The sequence below is a fragment of the Pseudomonas sp. GW456-12-1-14-TSB6 genome (assembly GCF_059424205.1).
Genome location: NZ_JBWKZE010000041.1, coordinates 31949 through 46365, shown reverse-complemented (window position 1 = coordinate 46365; position 14417 = coordinate 31949). Strand labels below are relative to the sequence as shown.

The 14417-nt window shown below is 60.9% G+C and carries 14 protein-coding genes; 6 read left to right on the top strand and 8 right to left on the bottom strand.

The window, feature by feature from the left end; all coding sequences use genetic code 11:
• On the bottom strand, positions 1-680 hold a 680-nt coding region (locus AC07Y2_RS26420; RefSeq protein ID WP_103387252.1), incomplete at its 3' end, for a VanW family protein.
• 244 nt (positions 681-924) lie between these two features.
• Between AC07Y2_RS26420 and AC07Y2_RS26415 the strand changes: the two genes are divergently transcribed.
• The gene (locus AC07Y2_RS26415; protein WP_064595252.1) at positions 925-1746 is read left to right on the top strand and encodes a glycosyltransferase family 2 protein; all 822 of its coding nucleotides are present in this window, start codon (positions 925-927) and stop codon (positions 1744-1746) included.
• Positions 1747-2071: 325 nt separating this feature from the next.
• Here the strand turns inward: AC07Y2_RS26415 and AC07Y2_RS26410 are convergent, their stop codons facing one another.
• From AC07Y2_RS26410 to AC07Y2_RS26380, 7 genes are all read right to left on the bottom strand, one after another.
• The gene (locus AC07Y2_RS26410) at positions 2072-2656 is read right to left on the bottom strand and encodes a hypothetical protein (RefSeq protein WP_103387251.1); all 585 of its coding nucleotides are present in this window, start codon (positions 2654-2656) and stop codon (positions 2072-2074) included.
• Between the two features lie 83 nt (positions 2657-2739).
• Positions 2740-2919 (bottom strand): hypothetical protein, encoded by a 180-nt coding sequence (locus AC07Y2_RS26405; RefSeq protein WP_039767781.1) that lies wholly within the window; start codon positions 2917-2919, stop codon positions 2740-2742.
• Between the two features lie 11 nt (positions 2920-2930).
• On the bottom strand, positions 2931-3173 hold the full coding sequence (locus AC07Y2_RS26400; protein ID WP_103387250.1) for a hypothetical protein: 243 nt from the start codon (positions 3171-3173) through the stop codon (positions 2931-2933).
• An 87-nt stretch (positions 3174-3260) separates the two neighbouring features.
• Complete coding sequence (locus AC07Y2_RS26395; RefSeq protein ID WP_085613467.1) at positions 3261-4328, bottom strand: lipocalin-like domain-containing protein; 1068 nt, start codon at positions 4326-4328, stop codon at positions 3261-3263.
• A complete protein-coding gene (locus tag AC07Y2_RS26390; protein ID WP_103387249.1) occupies positions 4318-6789 on the bottom strand; it encodes an FtsX-like permease family protein in 2472 nt (823 codons plus the stop codon). Before AC07Y2_RS26390 ends, AC07Y2_RS26395 begins: the two co-directional genes overlap by 11 nt.
• Positions 6786-7439: an ABC transporter ATP-binding protein gene (locus AC07Y2_RS26385; protein WP_074687758.1), complete on the bottom strand. Its 654-nt coding sequence runs from the start codon at positions 7437-7439 to the stop codon at positions 6786-6788. Before AC07Y2_RS26385 ends, AC07Y2_RS26390 begins: the two co-directional genes overlap by 4 nt.
• Before the next feature lie 50 nt (positions 7440-7489).
• A complete protein-coding gene (locus AC07Y2_RS26380; RefSeq protein WP_103387248.1) occupies positions 7490-9187 on the bottom strand; it encodes a sulfatase-like hydrolase/transferase in 1698 nt (565 codons plus the stop codon).
• Positions 9188-9569: 382 nt separating this feature from the next.
• On the opposite strand from AC07Y2_RS26380, the gene AC07Y2_RS26375 reads away from it, so the two are divergent.
• Genes AC07Y2_RS26375 through AC07Y2_RS26355 form a run of 5 tightly spaced genes read left to right on the top strand, consistent with a single transcriptional unit; the run spans position 9570 to position 14415 of the window.
• Entirely contained in the window at positions 9570-10922 is a 1353-nt protein-coding gene (locus tag AC07Y2_RS26375; protein ID WP_103387247.1) for a UDP-glucose dehydrogenase family protein, read from the top strand.
• Positions 10919-11956 (top strand): NAD-dependent epimerase, encoded by a 1038-nt coding sequence (locus tag AC07Y2_RS26370; protein WP_074687755.1) that lies wholly within the window; start codon positions 10919-10921, stop codon positions 11954-11956. Before AC07Y2_RS26375 ends, AC07Y2_RS26370 begins: the two co-directional genes overlap by 4 nt.
• A gap of 18 nt (positions 11957-11974) precedes the next feature.
• A complete protein-coding gene (locus AC07Y2_RS26365) occupies positions 11975-12721 on the top strand; it encodes a sugar transferase (RefSeq protein ID WP_039767766.1) in 747 nt (248 codons plus the stop codon).
• On the top strand, positions 12721-13368 hold the full coding sequence (locus tag AC07Y2_RS26360) for a CpsD/CapB family tyrosine-protein kinase (protein ID WP_039767764.1): 648 nt from the start codon (positions 12721-12723) through the stop codon (positions 13366-13368). Before AC07Y2_RS26365 ends, AC07Y2_RS26360 begins: the two co-directional genes overlap by 1 nt.
• Before the next feature lie 21 nt (positions 13369-13389).
• Entirely contained in the window at positions 13390-14415 is a 1026-nt protein-coding gene (locus tag AC07Y2_RS26355; protein ID WP_064378938.1) for a polysaccharide biosynthesis/export family protein, read from the top strand.
• The last annotated feature ends 2 nt before the right edge of the window (positions 14416-14417 follow it).

Genomic DNA, 14417 nt, shown 5'->3' with positions numbered 1-14417 from the left:
CGCTCCCCCTCCCGCACAAACCGATGCCCCACTTCAAACACGTGATACCGATAAGCCCGCTCCCGATCACACAACAATTCCCCCTCCAACTGCGTCTCCCCCACTTTCAACTTCAACTGAAAGCTGCGATCCGTCGGATTGTGCAGTACCAGGTCGATGTAGTTGTAGAAAATCGCCGCGCCGGAGCCGAATGGCAGGACGCGGCCGTCGTCCGGGAAGGGGTCGAAGCTGTGGTTGGCGCGTTCGATGACGACCAGCGGTGAGTGAATGGCCATCCAGTGGATGAGGTTGCTGAGTTGGCAGATGCCGCCGCCGATGCCGGTGCGGGCCTGGCCGAAGGACAGTTCCATGCCTTCGACGTAGCCGCGTTGGCGGGTCGGGCGGCCGACGAGGCGGCAGAAGGAGAAATATTCGCCGGGGGCGATGGTGACGCCGTCGATGGCGGCGACGGCGAGTTTGAGGTTGATGACTTTGTTGTGTTGCAGCGCGAGGTCGGAGTCGCCGAGTTTGCGGATCAGTTTTGAGGTGTGTTTGAGATAGCGGTAAGGCAAGCGCTCGGACGTCGTGGCAGGCCGTGCGTAGCGTTTGCTCGAGCAGTGCCAGGCGATGTGGCGGAACAGTCTTTTTTGCCACACGCGCAGCCAGTAAAGGGCCGGGTGGTAGAGGGAAAGTGGTTTCATCCTTGGCGAACGGCGCGGGCCGTTGTCTTCCTTGAGCTTGAAAGGGCGGCGCATCTTACCGTGGAACCGCGCTTGATCGCCAAGCGCCTCGCCGGTGTTGCAGGCCGTAACAAGTCGCCCGGCCCGGGGGCTCGGAAATTAAGCTTCAACTAAGGTTGCGTCCCTACCATCCGGGCCACAAAGCAGCGGTTCTGTGTGCTGATTGCCGTCAGCAGAACCCTTCAACTTGAAGTGAGCCCGGACCATGAGTGCGATCGATTCCACCTCTAAACAACTGCCCGCCTTCAGTCTTGTATTGGTCAATTACAAGACGCCGGAAATAACCCGGATGTGCCTGGAGTTTCTCCAGCAGTATGTCAAGGAGCATCAAATTCCGGTGTGGGTGGTGGACAACGATTCCGCCGATGAAAGCCTGATTTACTTGCGGTCCCTGGACTGGATCAACTTGATCGAGCGCCCTTCTCCCGGCAAGGAAGCGGGGCATATTGCTCATGGCAAGGCACTTGATCTGGCACTTGCGAAAGTTGAAACCGATTACCTGTTTTTGCTGCACACCGACACTTTCGTTTTTGACAGTACTGTCTTTTCGATGATGATGAATGAGTGCATGCAATCTTTGGATACCGCGGCGGTAGGTTGCGTCGAACAATTGGATCGCGGCGTCCTTAGAGACACCTGGCGTTTGTCTTCGCGTTATTTCAAACACTATTTCCGCCGGGCAAAACAGCATTTCGGGTTGCCGTCCCGAGATCCAAAACCCTACCGGGAAACTCACCTGAAAAGCTTCTGCACCTTGTGGAATGCACGGCTGATCAAGGCTCACGGGCTGCATTTTTCGATGGACGACCGGGTCCCGGGATACACGCTGCAGGATCGTTTAAGCAGCCTTGGCTACGGCATCAAATGCCTCTCGCCGCGGACGATCTTCCGCTACCTGGATCACATCCAGGCCGGCACCGTGGCCGCGATCGGTGGATACGGCAAACAGCACCGCCGCACCACCATGTATCAGGAAACGCTCAAGCGCCTTCAGTTACAACAGGGTATGCGACCCGCCAAATCGTAAGACAATAAAAAAGGGCGACTTCAAAGTCGCCCTTTTTGCATCTGAATTCTTTGGCCTCCACTCCGAGGAGGTGTTCGCCCAGTGTAATGGCCTGGCAATCCATGCACCGGTAAAGAGCCCTGACACTGGGCGAACGCGAAGGATTTTAATGGAAATTGGCGGATATGTCGTCCTGCTTCAACATGAAATTTATGTACTGAAAAGTTAAAGAAAATATTCGTCGATATTTCCCGACAAACTTTCTGACATCACCACCTCGAATACTTCATATGACTGTTCTCATACAATTACTTGTACAAGAACAGCCATTCTGTAGAGTCAATACTCAACTTTCATGCTGACTGGTCACTTTTAATACATCGGTGTAAGTGACCACGACGCTTTGCCCGACTTTCAAATCTTTCAGTTTGGCCTGAATCTCAGGCTTTTCGACGTTGAGGGTTTTCGACTGGCCCGACGGGTTTTCCAGGGTCACCTGGTTTGTCGCCAAATCAATTTTGGTGATTTTCAACTGGACCTGAACCTGGCGGAAAGCCTCGCCACCGGGGTTGCTGCTGCCCACGGCGTTGCGCAGTTCACCGGTGCGCTCGGTGGAGCCTGGCAGACCTTTATCCACGTCGGTGTCCAGATAAGCGGCGACCGAACGTGTCACCTCGATCTGGACCAGATCCCCCACCTTGAGATTTCCGAGGTTTTTCGCCTTGTCGCTGAGCTGAATGTGCACCTGGCGACCTTCCGCGCCTTCCAGGACCACTTGATGATTGGCCGGGTCAACAGCCAGTACTTTGGTGGTGACCCTGTCGGCCTCGACAACGGCCGACAGCGGGATATCGGCAGCCATCGCCGAAAGGCTGGCCGTAGAAAGGACGGTGGCAAGTGCTATGGCGTGCGTCAGTGCTTGGAGCTTCATAAGCGATACATTCCCTGTGATGGATGGCAGCACCCATCGCCGACGTGGTCAGCGACGGATGTGCCACTGAGCATAGACGCCCTTCAGGGTTTGTTCCGCGATCGTTGCGCAGTGTCCTGCGCGGTGGACTCGCCACTGGCGGTGCCTTTCCCGGAGCTCTGTCGCTGTTTGGGATCGGTGGGACGCAGTGCGTCGTTGTCGCGCTCGGTTTCACCCGGCGGACGAGGTTCGTCGGGGTGCTCGTTATCAGGGACAGTGTTCATGTCGGGCCTCCTCAGGCTTCGGGGTCGTCGAGTTCCCGCGCGACGTTCATGGCGGGCGAGTCCTTGTGCAGGTCATCGGCCTTGGCTCTGAGAATCTGCCACTGCTCAAGATCGATGGCACCTTGGCCGAGCAAATCGTCAGCAATGCGCTGCAGAGCGAAGTAATGGGCATCCGGGGATTGTTGCCAGTACGTCTGATCGTCAAACATTTGCTGCCAGGTCGTCAGGTCTGGAGATTTCAGTTCCTCGCTCATGGATCGGATCCTCGGCCATGTTCCTCGGTAGAGGGGGCATCCTGGACAGAGTTCCAATCGATTCCTTCGCAGGCACGGTGCGTGGAATCAGTACCCGGTCATTTCCAGATAGCCCTGCCCGCCCCGATTGCCGCTCAGGCGCACCGGCCCTTCCCAATACGGAATGCGCAGGTTCATCCAGGCGTCGGGGTTGATTGCATCGAGGGTGATCTGCAGATTCCTCGTCGGGATCTCGATCGACCAACGCACCGGCATCGAACGGCCGGCGACCTTCGCAGTGCCTTGCGGGGTCAGCTTGATCTGCTCGGCGTGCAGGGTTTCGGTCTGGCCATCGGCGGCAATCCACGTGCCGGTCAGGTACGGCGCCCCTTCCTTCTGGCGCATGCGGTACAGCATGACGTGTTCGCCACCGTCCAGATGCAGGGAGAACCAGTCCCACCCTGTCTGGTTGGCGGTCAGCGGCTGGCTGCTCCATTCGCGGTCGAGCCAGGCCGGGCCGTTGACGGTGTAGGTCTGACCGTCGATCTGCAGGGTGCCGCTGGCCTGGAAAAACGGCTGGCTGTAGTAATACGACGCCTGGCCCTGTTCGGATTTCTGGCTGAAACCCTTGTCGCCCTGCAGCACCAGCGGGCGGCTGGAGGTCAGGCGCAGCTGGTAGCTGAAGTTCTTGTCACGGGCGCTGAGTTGCAGGTCGGCCAGCGGATCGCTCGCCTGACTGACGAAACGCCAGTCATCGATCCACGCCTCGAACGGCGCCGCACGAACCCCGGCCTGCCCGACGCCGCCACGGGCATAACGCTCGGCGGCGTGGTGGACGCTGGCCGAGGTCACCGCTGCATGCCCGAGCCAGATCGTCTGGTTGGCCCAGCCCGGTTGCTGCGGCGAGGCGTTCAGGGCGCTGCGGAATAACGTCCACTGCACGCCGAAATCGTTGCCCTGCGCATCCTTGAGATTGGCCGTCACGTACCACCATTCGATGCGAAAGCCGTCATGGGCACCGTGATCCGCCGGGAAGCTGAACACCCGCCCCGGCACCACCGGCGTAAACGCCTGCGCCTGAGCGCCCATGCCGGCGAAACCCTTCTGCTCCGCTGTGGGGTTGTCGCAACCACCGAGCAACAACGCCAAAAACACCAGCGCAAACCTAGTCCTCATGGGCAAACGTCCTCAGCAAGTCCGCCGGTTGCGTGCGGTACAGCGAATACAGCGGCCACGCCGAGGCCAGCAAGGTCGCCAGCAGCGCCAGCCCCATCAGTTGCAGCAACTGCCATGGAAACACCCGCAGCGGCAGACGCCAGCCAAAGGCCTGCACGTTGATCACCGCGTCCAGACACCACGCCAGACCGATGCCCAACGGCAAGGCCAGCACCAGCGTCAGCAGCGCCAACAGCCACGTTTGCCCGAGGTTGAGCAGCATCAATTGCCGCCGCGTCACACCCAGCGCCCACAACGGTGCGAGCTGGCCGAGGCGGCTCTGACTCTGGGTCAGCAGGCTGATGAACAGCGCCACGCCGGCGACGGCCAACGTCAGGCTATTCAGCGCGGCGGTCGCGGCGAAAGTGCGTTCGAAGACTTGCACCGACCAGCCCTTGAGTCGCGCCTGATCGACAATCCGGCTGTCATCGAGTTGGAAGCGTGCCTGCAAGGCCCTGAGCAGCGCCGGGATGTTCGACGGGTCGATGCGCAGGTTGAAGCGGTTTGGCGTCAGCTGCGGCCAGCCGCGCAACAGGTGGTTGCTGTTGACCAGCACATGGCCCTTGGGATTGCCGTAGTCGGCGTAAATGCCGACGATGCGCGGCGACCACGACCCGCCCGGCGTGGGAATCGACAAGTGATCGCCCGGCGTCACCTTCAAGCGCCGCGCCAGTTGTTCGCTGAGCATCACCGCATCGTCCTTGGCCAGCGCCGCCCACGGGTCGTCTCCTCGAGATTCGAGCAACGGCCAGTGCTGGCGATAGTGCGGATGATCGATGATCCCGAACACGTCCGCCGGCCAGCCTTGCAGCGACACCGAAACCTGCCAGTTGGGCATGATCGCGGTGACGCTCGGTTGCTGTTTGAGCCAGGTGTACAGCTCTCGCGCCTGAGCCGGGTTGCTCGGATTCAGATAAAGCTCGGCGGTGAGCCGTTGTTCGAGCCAGTCGTTGAAGGTCTGGCGGAAACCGGCGGTCATGCTGCCGGCGCCGATGTTCGCCGCCATCGCCAGCAGCAGCGCCATCAAGGCCAGGCTCAGCGCCGGCAATTGCTGGCGGCAGTCGGCGAGAAACCACTGCCCGAGCACCGAGCGGCTGCGCCCGAGCAAACCGTTGAGCAACGCACTGAGCAACACCGGCAGCGCCAGCGCGGCGCCGAGCAACAGCCCCGCCATCAACACAAACCCACTGGCCAGGCTGTTGCCCCCTACCAGCGCGGCCAAGGCAATCACTGCACATACGCCGGCCACCCAACCCTGACGCCGCAACCAGCGCGCATGTTGCTGATGCCAGGCCTGCGGATCCGCCACCGCCAACAACGGCAGACGCGCCGCCCGCAGCAGGCTATTGGCCCCGGCCAGCAGCGCGCCGAGCAGACTCAAGCCGATGCCGCTGAACCACCACCACGGACTCAGACGCAACTGCCCCGCCACTTCCGCGCCGTACAGACCGCGCAGGCTGGCGGCGACATCCGGCAACAGCACGCTCGCCAGCCAGTAACCGCTGACCACGCCGAACAGCCCGCCGATCAACGCCAACGCGCCGAGCTCAACGATCAGGCAAGCGATCAGCATTCGCGCGCTGACTCCGCAGGCTCTCAAGGTGCGCAGCAATCCCCGACGTTGTTCCAGCGCCAGACCGATGGCCGCGTGGACGATGAACAAACCGACAATGAACGAGAGAAACCCGAGGGCATCGAGGTTGAGGTGGAAGCTTTCGGTCAATCGCGCAAGGTTGTTTTCCTCGCCACTGCTCTTGAGCTGCAACTGGCCTTTGAACGCGGTCGGGACGTCGGCGTGAAAATCCTTCGGCAGCAGCAGACGCGACAGTTGATCAGGCTGTTCGAGCACGCGCTGAGCGACGCCAATGTCCACCAGCAGCACGCCGGGGGCCATGTCGGTTTGCGCCCGCAGCGGCGGCAGCGTCTGGCCGGTTTCGGTGGCCGGGGTCGCGCCCTCGGCGAGGTTCAGCGCCCGCAAGGTTTCGGGAGAAATCCAGGTGCTACCCGGCGGGGTGAAGAATTCGACGACGCGTTCAATCGGCATCGCCTGCCCGGCCACCGCGCTGTCACCGGGTAAAGACACCGGCTCGATGCCCATCAATTGCAGGCGCTGGTTTTCGTGATTTTTAAGAATCAGGCGCCCTTGCAGAACCGGCGACACCGGCCAGCCCAGACGCCGCAGATCGACGAACCATTGCTGCGGAAACGTCGCGCCGTTTGGCGTACTGAGGCTGGCCTGGGGTTCGCCGCCAATCAACTGGCTGGCCCGGGCATAACTGTCCCGCGCCTGACTGTTGAGCGCTTCGACCCCGGTCAACAGACTGGTGGCCAGCCACAACCCGGTCAGCACGCTGAAAAACTGCACCGGATGGCGCCGCCAGTGACTGAGCAGCGCCATCATCGCGTGACGAAAAACCTTCACGTCAAACGACCGCTGGACAGCACCACGCGCTCCGCCAGCCGCGCTGCCACGCGCTGACTGTGGGTGACCATCAGCAAGGTGGTGGGTGTGTCGTCGAGCAATTCCAGCAACAGTCGCAGGACTTCGTCGCTGGTGGCTTCGTCGAGGCTGCCGGTGGGCTCGTCGGCCAGCAGCAATTTCGGTTGCGCCGCCAGCGCTCGGCCAAGCGCGACCCGCTGTTGCTGGCCGCCGGAGAGTTGTTCGGGATAGCGTTTGAGCAATTCGCCCAGCCCCAGGCGCTGCACCAGATGCTGCTGCCAGCGCGGATCATGCCGCCCGGCCAGCCGCGCCTGAAACGCCAGGTTGTCCTCGATCCGCAGGCTGCCGATCAGGTTGTACTGCTGGAACACCAGACCGATTTCGGTGCGCCGCCAGTTGGCCAGTTGCGCCTCGTTCATCCGGTCCAGCCGATGTTCGCCGCTACTGATGCTGCCGCTGTCGACCTTGTCGAGCCCGGCGATCAGGTGCAGCAGCGTGCTCTTGCCGCTGCCCGACTCGCCCATCAGTGCCAGACTGCTGCCGGGCCTGAGCGTCAGGTCGATGCCTTGCAGCACCGGCAACGGGCCTTGCGGGGTGAGGTAGCTTTTGAAGACGTTTTGAACCTGGAGCATGCCGCCATCCGATCGATCCGTGTCGGCCAAGGATAGCGGATACCGACGCGTTACTGACCCACCGCCACACTCGTCGGCGCTTCACCCGGCGTGACGATGCTGTTCAGGTCGATGTGCTTCCACTCGGGTTTGGCCCCCAGCCGCGCGTTGAAGCGGTAGTTGAAGGTGAATTCATCCGCCGTCGCCACGCTCAGCGGTTTGCCGTATACCGCTTCGATTCCCGGCAGGTCGTAGCCCATCAACTGCAACAGGGTCGGGAAGATGTTGTAGTGACTGGAGCGATCCTTGTTCGCCGCCAGTTGCGCCGACCAGTCGAGTGTCTGCAACTGATCGCCCTGAATCACTACCAGCGGCACCAGCCCTTCTTCCTCCACCGGGTCGCCGCCGCAGTGGGTGTTGAGCCCGGGATTGCCGCGTTCGTGCAAATCCTGGCCGTGATCCGAGGTGTAGATCAGCAGCGCGTTGTTCAGATTGGCCTGGGCAAACACCCGCGAAAAAAACTCGCCGACATTCCACAGCACCGTGTTTTTGTAGGCATTGCGATACAGCACCCAGTCATCCGGCTGGCCGTTGAAGCCGGTGCGTTCACCGGTGTCGGCGACTTCCGTGAACTGCCCGCGGGGCAAGGTCGGGCGGTAGGCCATGAAAGCGTCCGGGTATTTGTCGTGTACCGGGAAATGCGCGCCGACCTTGTTGATCAGCACCAGCTGCGGTTTACCGTCGTTGAGCAGTTCGATCAGCTTGGCGGCGGCAGCCATGTCGCGGTCGCGCACGCTGATCTGGTCGAATTGCACGAATTCGTCGATGTCCTTTTTCTCGGCATCGTTCATCAGGTTCTGCAGGTTGCCGCCGGTGCGCTGAGCGTCGATGTAGACCGTGCGCAGGCCGGCCTTTTTCGCGTACTGCCAGATCGACGGCAGCGTGCTGTTGATCCGCATGTAGTCGGCGCGGGTGCCACCGTAGCGCAGGGTGATGTTGGTGTCGGCGCTGCAATTGGCGATGGACGCCGCGTAGCCGTAGTTGAAGATCTCGACGCCGGGACGGGCCTGCTTGAGGTTGCTGTGCACGCCGAACGGCGCGTTGATGTCCAGGTAATTGCCGGAAATGCTTTCGTCGATGATCAGCACGATATCGTGACCGACCGCCGGGCCATTGCGCGCCAGGGTCACCGGCTCACGCGGACCGACGGTGTTGTGCAGCGCTTCGTAGCCGAACAGGTTCAGATAGGCCAGCGGCGTGTACATGATCGGCAACCCGCGCGCGCCCTCCCCGGCGCGCACGAACAGTACGGCGCTGAGCAGCAACACACCGCACAACGGCGCAGCGATCCGCAAGGCGTTGGGTACCGGGATCGTGTGCCGGGGCTTGAGACCGATCCCGAGCAACAGCAACAACCCGTTGAGCAGACCGTGGATGATCGCCCCCCGGTACTGATACGCCGCTTCCTGGATGAAGCCGCCGGAGTACACCAGTGAGACAAAACTGCTGTAGGTCAGGTAATCGGCGGTGACCCTCGTGTAAACATCGAAGAACACCGCCGAAACAAACAGGGTTAATGCGAACAAATGCCGAATGAAAGTCTGACGTATATAGGCTGTCAGTAATAATGCGAAAGTCAGCGTCAAAAACATCGCGCCAAAAAGAAGTACTGCCAAACCAATACCCATCGCATTTAAACGGTCAAGGTAATATTCGGAATAAAGCAATAGATAAATAATTAAAAGCAGTTCTTTCAGATATCGAAACATGGCAATTCCGGAGTGCGTCCGACGAGAGGTTGTCAAGGGTTTGTCGGTCAAAATCTGACACTAGCACCGGGCCATTAAAGCGCAAGAAATGTCGGACATAATCAAAAAGCGTCAAAAAAACGTTGACTCAAATCTGACACACCCAAGTCGTTAAAACCCTTGTAATACGTGGCCTACGACCGTTTATCGTTTTCTTCGAACACGTCAAGAACGGGACAAATCCAGCTACAGCAAGCACTTGATGGCCTTTCGCCCCCAAAAATGGGGGTGTTATACCCTTGCAACATGTCATTTTGCTGACACGCTTTTCCCACGCTGCGCTATACCCCTTTTGACAGTTCCATTTTCAATCTTCCATCACCGTCTTACGAGGCACGCCAATATGGACGTGAGCGTATTTGGTACGGGCTATGTTGGCCTGATACAAGCAGCCGCACTTGCCGATGTCGGACATCGCGTATTGTGCGTCGATATTGACCCGAACAAGATTAAACAACTGCAACAGGCGGTACCGCCTATTAGCGAACCGGGTCTTTCGGCAACTTTGGAAGAAAACATCAAGGCCGGGCGTTTATTGTTCAGCACCCAGGCCAGCGATGCGGTGGAACACGCCGAACTGATCTTCATCGCCGTGGGTACGCCGGCCGACGAAGACGGCTCCGCCGACCTCAGCCATGTGCTCAACGTGGCGCGGCAGATCGCAAGCTTCATGGAAGACGATCGCACGTTGATCATCAAATCCACGGTGCCGGTCGGCACGGCCGATCAGGTGCTGCACACCGCCGAAGAAGAACTGCAACGGCGCGGCAAAAGCGCTCTGGCAGTGCGGGTGGTGTCCAACCCGGAATTTCTCAAAGAAGGCAGCGCCCTCGCCGACTGCATGCGGCCGGACCGGATCATCGTCGGCACTCGCGACGACCTGGCCCGCGAGCAGATGAGCGAGCTGTACGCGCCGTTCTGCCGCAACCACGAAAAACTGATGTTCATGGACAACCGCAGCGCCGAGCTGACCAAGTACGCGGCCAACGCGATGCTCGCCACCCGCATCAGCTTCATGAACGAACTGGCCAACCTCACCGAACTGCTCGGCGCCGACATCGAAGCGGTGCGCAAGGGCATCGGCTCCGACCCGCGCATCGGCTATCACTTCATCTACCCGGGCTGCGGCTTCGGTGGCTCGTGCTTTCCCAAGGACCTGCGCGCCCTGCTGCACACCGCCGAACACAACGGCATGCCATTGAAACTGCTGCGCAGCGTCACCGACGTCAATGACGCGCAACGGCACATTCTGTTCAGCAAACTCAGGGTGCAATTCCCTCAAGGCCTGGCCGGCAAGTCCATCGCGATCTGGGGCCTGGCGTTCAAGCCGAACACCGATGACATGCGCGAAGCCCCGAGCCGTTATCTGATGGAGGCGCTGTGGGCCGAAGGCGCCAGCGTGCAGGCCTACGATCCGGAAGCGATGTCCGAGTGCCGGCGCATTTACGGTTACCGCAATGACCTGCACCTGTGCGCCACCCGCGACGACACCCTCGAGGATGCCGACGCACTGGTGATCTGCACCGAATGGAAGAATTTCCGCGTGGTGGATTTCGAGCTGCTGGCCAGCAAGCTGCGTTCCAAAGTCATCATCGACGGACGCAACCTCTACAACCCGGAACAAGTGGCGGCCGCCGGCCTGCACTACAGCGGCATCGGTCTGCGCCACATCGCGCCTGACGGGTTGCGGCCATGAAAATCCTCGTCACCGGTGCGGCCGGGTTCATTGGTGCTCATTGCGTGCTGCGGCTGGTGCGCGACGGGCATCAGGTGATCGGCCTGGACAATTTCAACGGCTACTACGATCCCCAGCTCAAGCACGATCGGGTGGACTGGGTGCGCAAGCAAATTGGAGATTTCCAGCTTGCCACGATTGATCTGGCCGACGCGTCGGCGCTGCAAGCACTGTTCAGCAGTGAACGACCACAAGTGGTGGTGCACCTCGCGGCGCAGGCCGGGGTGCGCTATTCGCTGGAAAATCCACGGGCCTATCTGCACAGCAACCTCGATGGTTTCCTCAACATCCTGGAATGCTGCCGCCAGTACCCGGTCGAGCACCTTATCTACGCCTCGTCCAGTTCGGTGTACGGCGCCAACCAGCGCACACCGTATTCGGTGCAGGACGGCGTCAATCACCCGCTGTCGCTGTACGCCGCGACCAAGAAAGCCAATGAATTGATGGCCCACAGCTACAGCCATCTGTTCGGCATCGCTTGCACCGGGCTGCGCTTTTTCACGGTCTACGGGCCGTGGGGCCGGCCGGACATGTCGCCGATCCAGTTCGCCAAGGCCATCAGCGAAGGCTCGCCGCTGAAGCTGTTCAACTACGGCGAGCATCAGCGCGATTTCACCTACATCGACGACATCATCGAAAGCATCGCACGCCTGATCGAGCGGGCACCCCGGGCCAATCCCGAGTGGAACCGCGAACAACCCGACCCGGCCAGCAGCATGGCGCCGTGGCGCTTGTTCAACATCGGCGGCCAGCACCCGGTGGCGCTGAAAACCTACCTCGCCCTGCTGGAAAAACACCTCGGCCAGAAAGCCGTGGTCGATCTGCTGCCGCTGCAACCGGGCGACGTACTCAATACCTGCGCCGAGGCCAGCGACCTGGCCCAGGCCACCGGGTTTCAGCCCCGGATAGAGCTGGATGAGGGACTGGGGCGGTTTGTCGCCTGGTTCCGCGATTACTACCCCACTGCCTATCGCCCACGCGCCGTTCGCGGCTGAACATCAGCGGAGGACTCCATGACTGGACTTGAGAAAGGTATACCGATCCAACAACTGGTGCGTGACAAACGCATGGATCCGGAACAGCGAATGCGCCTCGACGCGGCAATCCACCGCCAGGGCCAGGGCTGGATGACCGGTCGAGAAGGTGGCCGGCCGTGGCAACTGTCGCGCACCAATCGGGTGGTCGCCTGTCTCGGCGCCCTGATGATTCTGCTGATGATTTCGCCGCTGCTGATCGGTCTGGCGCTGGCCATCAAGTTCACCAGCAAAGGCCCGGTAATGTTCGTGCAGAAACGCACCGGCTATCGCGGCCGCAAGTTCGGCATGTACAAGTTCCGGACCATGGTCGCCAACGCCGAAGAGCTCAAGGAGTCGTTGCGCCACCTGAACAAGCACGGTGCCGACGCCATCGACTTCAAGATCGACCAGGACCCGCGCATCACCGGGATCGGCGGCTTCCTGCGGCGCACCAGCCTCGACGAGCTTCCCAACCTCATCAATGTAGTGACCGGCGACATGCGCCTGGTCGGCCCTCGTCCGACCTCGTTCAACACCTACCGCTACAAGGACAGTCACCTCGCGCGTCTGGCGATCTACCCCGGCATGACCGGCCTGTGGCAGATCTCCGGACGCAGCAATATCGACTTCGACCAGCGCGTTGAGTTGGACCTCAGCTATATCGCCGAGCAGAGCCTACTGCTTGATCTGAAGATTCTGTTGAAAACCCCCTTCAAAGTATTCAGCGGCCACGGAGCAAGCTAATGGACGGTTCAACCAACAAAAGCCTGAGCATTGCCAGCCCCAGCGAGTCGAACCTGACCTCGACCGTGCTGGACCTGGATCTGCGGATCCTGTTTCTGACCGCCGCCAACCCCGGCGCCGGCACCACCACCAGCGCCCTGGCCATGGCCAGTCAACTGGCGCAGATGAGCAGCGGCCAGGTGCTGTACGTCGACGCCAGCCAGTCGGCGAGCAACCTGACCCAGCAACTGAACCTGAGCAAGGAGCGCGGCCTGCGCGACCTGCTGTTCAACCCGGACAACCCGCCGCTGTTGCAGGACTGCGTGGTGCAGGTGTCGAGCCTGCCATTCCATGTGCTGCCCAACGGCCGGCCGATCCGCACCCTGGAACACCTGACCGCCGAGCGTCTGAGCCCGTTGCTCGATCAACTGGGCAGCCAGTACCGCTTTGTGGTGATCGACGGCGACGCGGTGTATTCGGCGGCCGACACGCTGGTCATCAGCACCCAGGTCGACGGCGTGGTGTTCGTGGTACGCGCCGAAGACACTCGCTGGGAAGTTGCCCAGGCGGCGGTCCAGCGGTTGACCCAGGCCGGGGCGAAAGTGGTCGGCAGCGTGTTCAACCGACGCAAGTACTACATGCCTAAATGGCTCTACAAAAACCTGTAAGCAACCGCAAAGGATGACGCCATGAACGCCAGGATTCTTGTGCTGCTGATGCTGCCGCTTGCAGGCTGCTCGAGCACCTCCGAAACCCAGAACATGCCGGTGAATATTCTCACCGCTACCCCGGCCAACGCCCAGGCCACCGACATGCCGAAGGTCGAGCAGACCCTGCGCCCGCAGGATGTGCTGGACGTGATCTTCCACATCAGCACCAGCGGCTCGGACGCTTATCGCGTGCAGTCGGGGGACCAGATCGGCCTTAACTTCACCGCTGCCAGCCAGCTCAATGGCAACCAGTTGGTGCTGCCGGACGGCACCATCGAACTGCCGGGCGCCAACACCTCGGTGAAAATCGCCGGGCTGACCAGTGAAGAAGCGCGCCAGGAAATCCAGCGCGCCTATCAACGCAAACAGTTGTTCCAGCCCAACCGCAATCAGTTGACAGTGCAGATCATCAGCCCGCTGACCAACGAGCAGAACCTGAAAAGCGCCCTCAACCACCCGGCCACCGGCATGAGCCGCGAGATCACCGTCGGCACCGACGGCTACGCGAGCTTCCCGGAAATCGGCGCGGTGCCGCTGCAAGGCATGACCGTCAACCAGCTCGAAGCCTTCCTCAACAAGAAGTACGCGCAACTGCCGGGCCGGATGACCGTGGACGTACTGCTCAAGTCCACCGCCGGCAACGAAATCTACGTGCTGGGTGAGGTCGGCCAGCCGGGTTCCTACCCGATTCGCCGGCCGGTGTCGGTGCTTGAGGCGCTGACCCTGGCGCGCGGCACCAACGTCAAAGCGCGGCTCGATTCGGTGGTGATCATGCGCCGCAACGGCAATCAGGTGCAGGCCGTGCGCTACGACGTCGAGAAAGCATTGTCGGGCGAGGCGCCGCAAATCGCCTACCTGCAACCGGATGACATGCTGTACGTGCCGAAAACCAAACTGGCCAGCGCCGGCGAACTCGCCCGGCAACTGGCCGACGTGGTGCTGTTCCAGGGTGTGGGCTTCAGCTTCGGCTACCGCGTCGACAACAAAGACAGCAACAACAACTGACT

Coding starts and splice junctions, on each gene's coding strand:
- AC07Y2_RS26415 (WP_064595252.1), top strand. CDS start 925: ATGAGTGCGATCGATTCCACCTCTAAACAACTGCCCGCCTTCAGTCTT.
- AC07Y2_RS26410 (WP_103387251.1), bottom strand. CDS start 2,656: ATGAAGCTCCAAGCACTGACGCACGCCATAGCACTTGCCACCGTCCTT.
- AC07Y2_RS26405 (WP_039767781.1), bottom strand. CDS start 2,919: ATGAACACTGTCCCTGATAACGAGCACCCCGACGAACCTCGTCCGCCG.
- AC07Y2_RS26400 (WP_103387250.1), bottom strand. CDS start 3,173: ATGAGCGAGGAACTGAAATCTCCAGACCTGACGACCTGGCAGCAAATG.
- AC07Y2_RS26395 (WP_085613467.1), bottom strand. CDS start 4,328: ATGAGGACTAGGTTTGCGCTGGTGTTTTTGGCGTTGTTGCTCGGTGGT.
- AC07Y2_RS26385 (WP_074687758.1), bottom strand. CDS start 7,439: ATGCTCCAGGTTCAAAACGTCTTCAAAAGCTACCTCACCCCGCAAGGC.
- AC07Y2_RS26380 (WP_103387248.1), bottom strand. CDS start 9,187: ATGTTTCGATATCTGAAAGAACTGCTTTTAATTATTTATCTATTGCTT.
- AC07Y2_RS26375 (WP_103387247.1), top strand. CDS start 9,570: ATGGACGTGAGCGTATTTGGTACGGGCTATGTTGGCCTGATACAAGCA.
- AC07Y2_RS26370 (WP_074687755.1), top strand. CDS start 10,919: ATGAAAATCCTCGTCACCGGTGCGGCCGGGTTCATTGGTGCTCATTGC.
- AC07Y2_RS26365 (WP_039767766.1), top strand. CDS start 11,975: ATGACTGGACTTGAGAAAGGTATACCGATCCAACAACTGGTGCGTGAC.
- AC07Y2_RS26360 (WP_039767764.1), top strand. CDS start 12,721: ATGGACGGTTCAACCAACAAAAGCCTGAGCATTGCCAGCCCCAGCGAG.
- AC07Y2_RS26355 (WP_064378938.1), top strand. CDS start 13,390: ATGAACGCCAGGATTCTTGTGCTGCTGATGCTGCCGCTTGCAGGCTGC.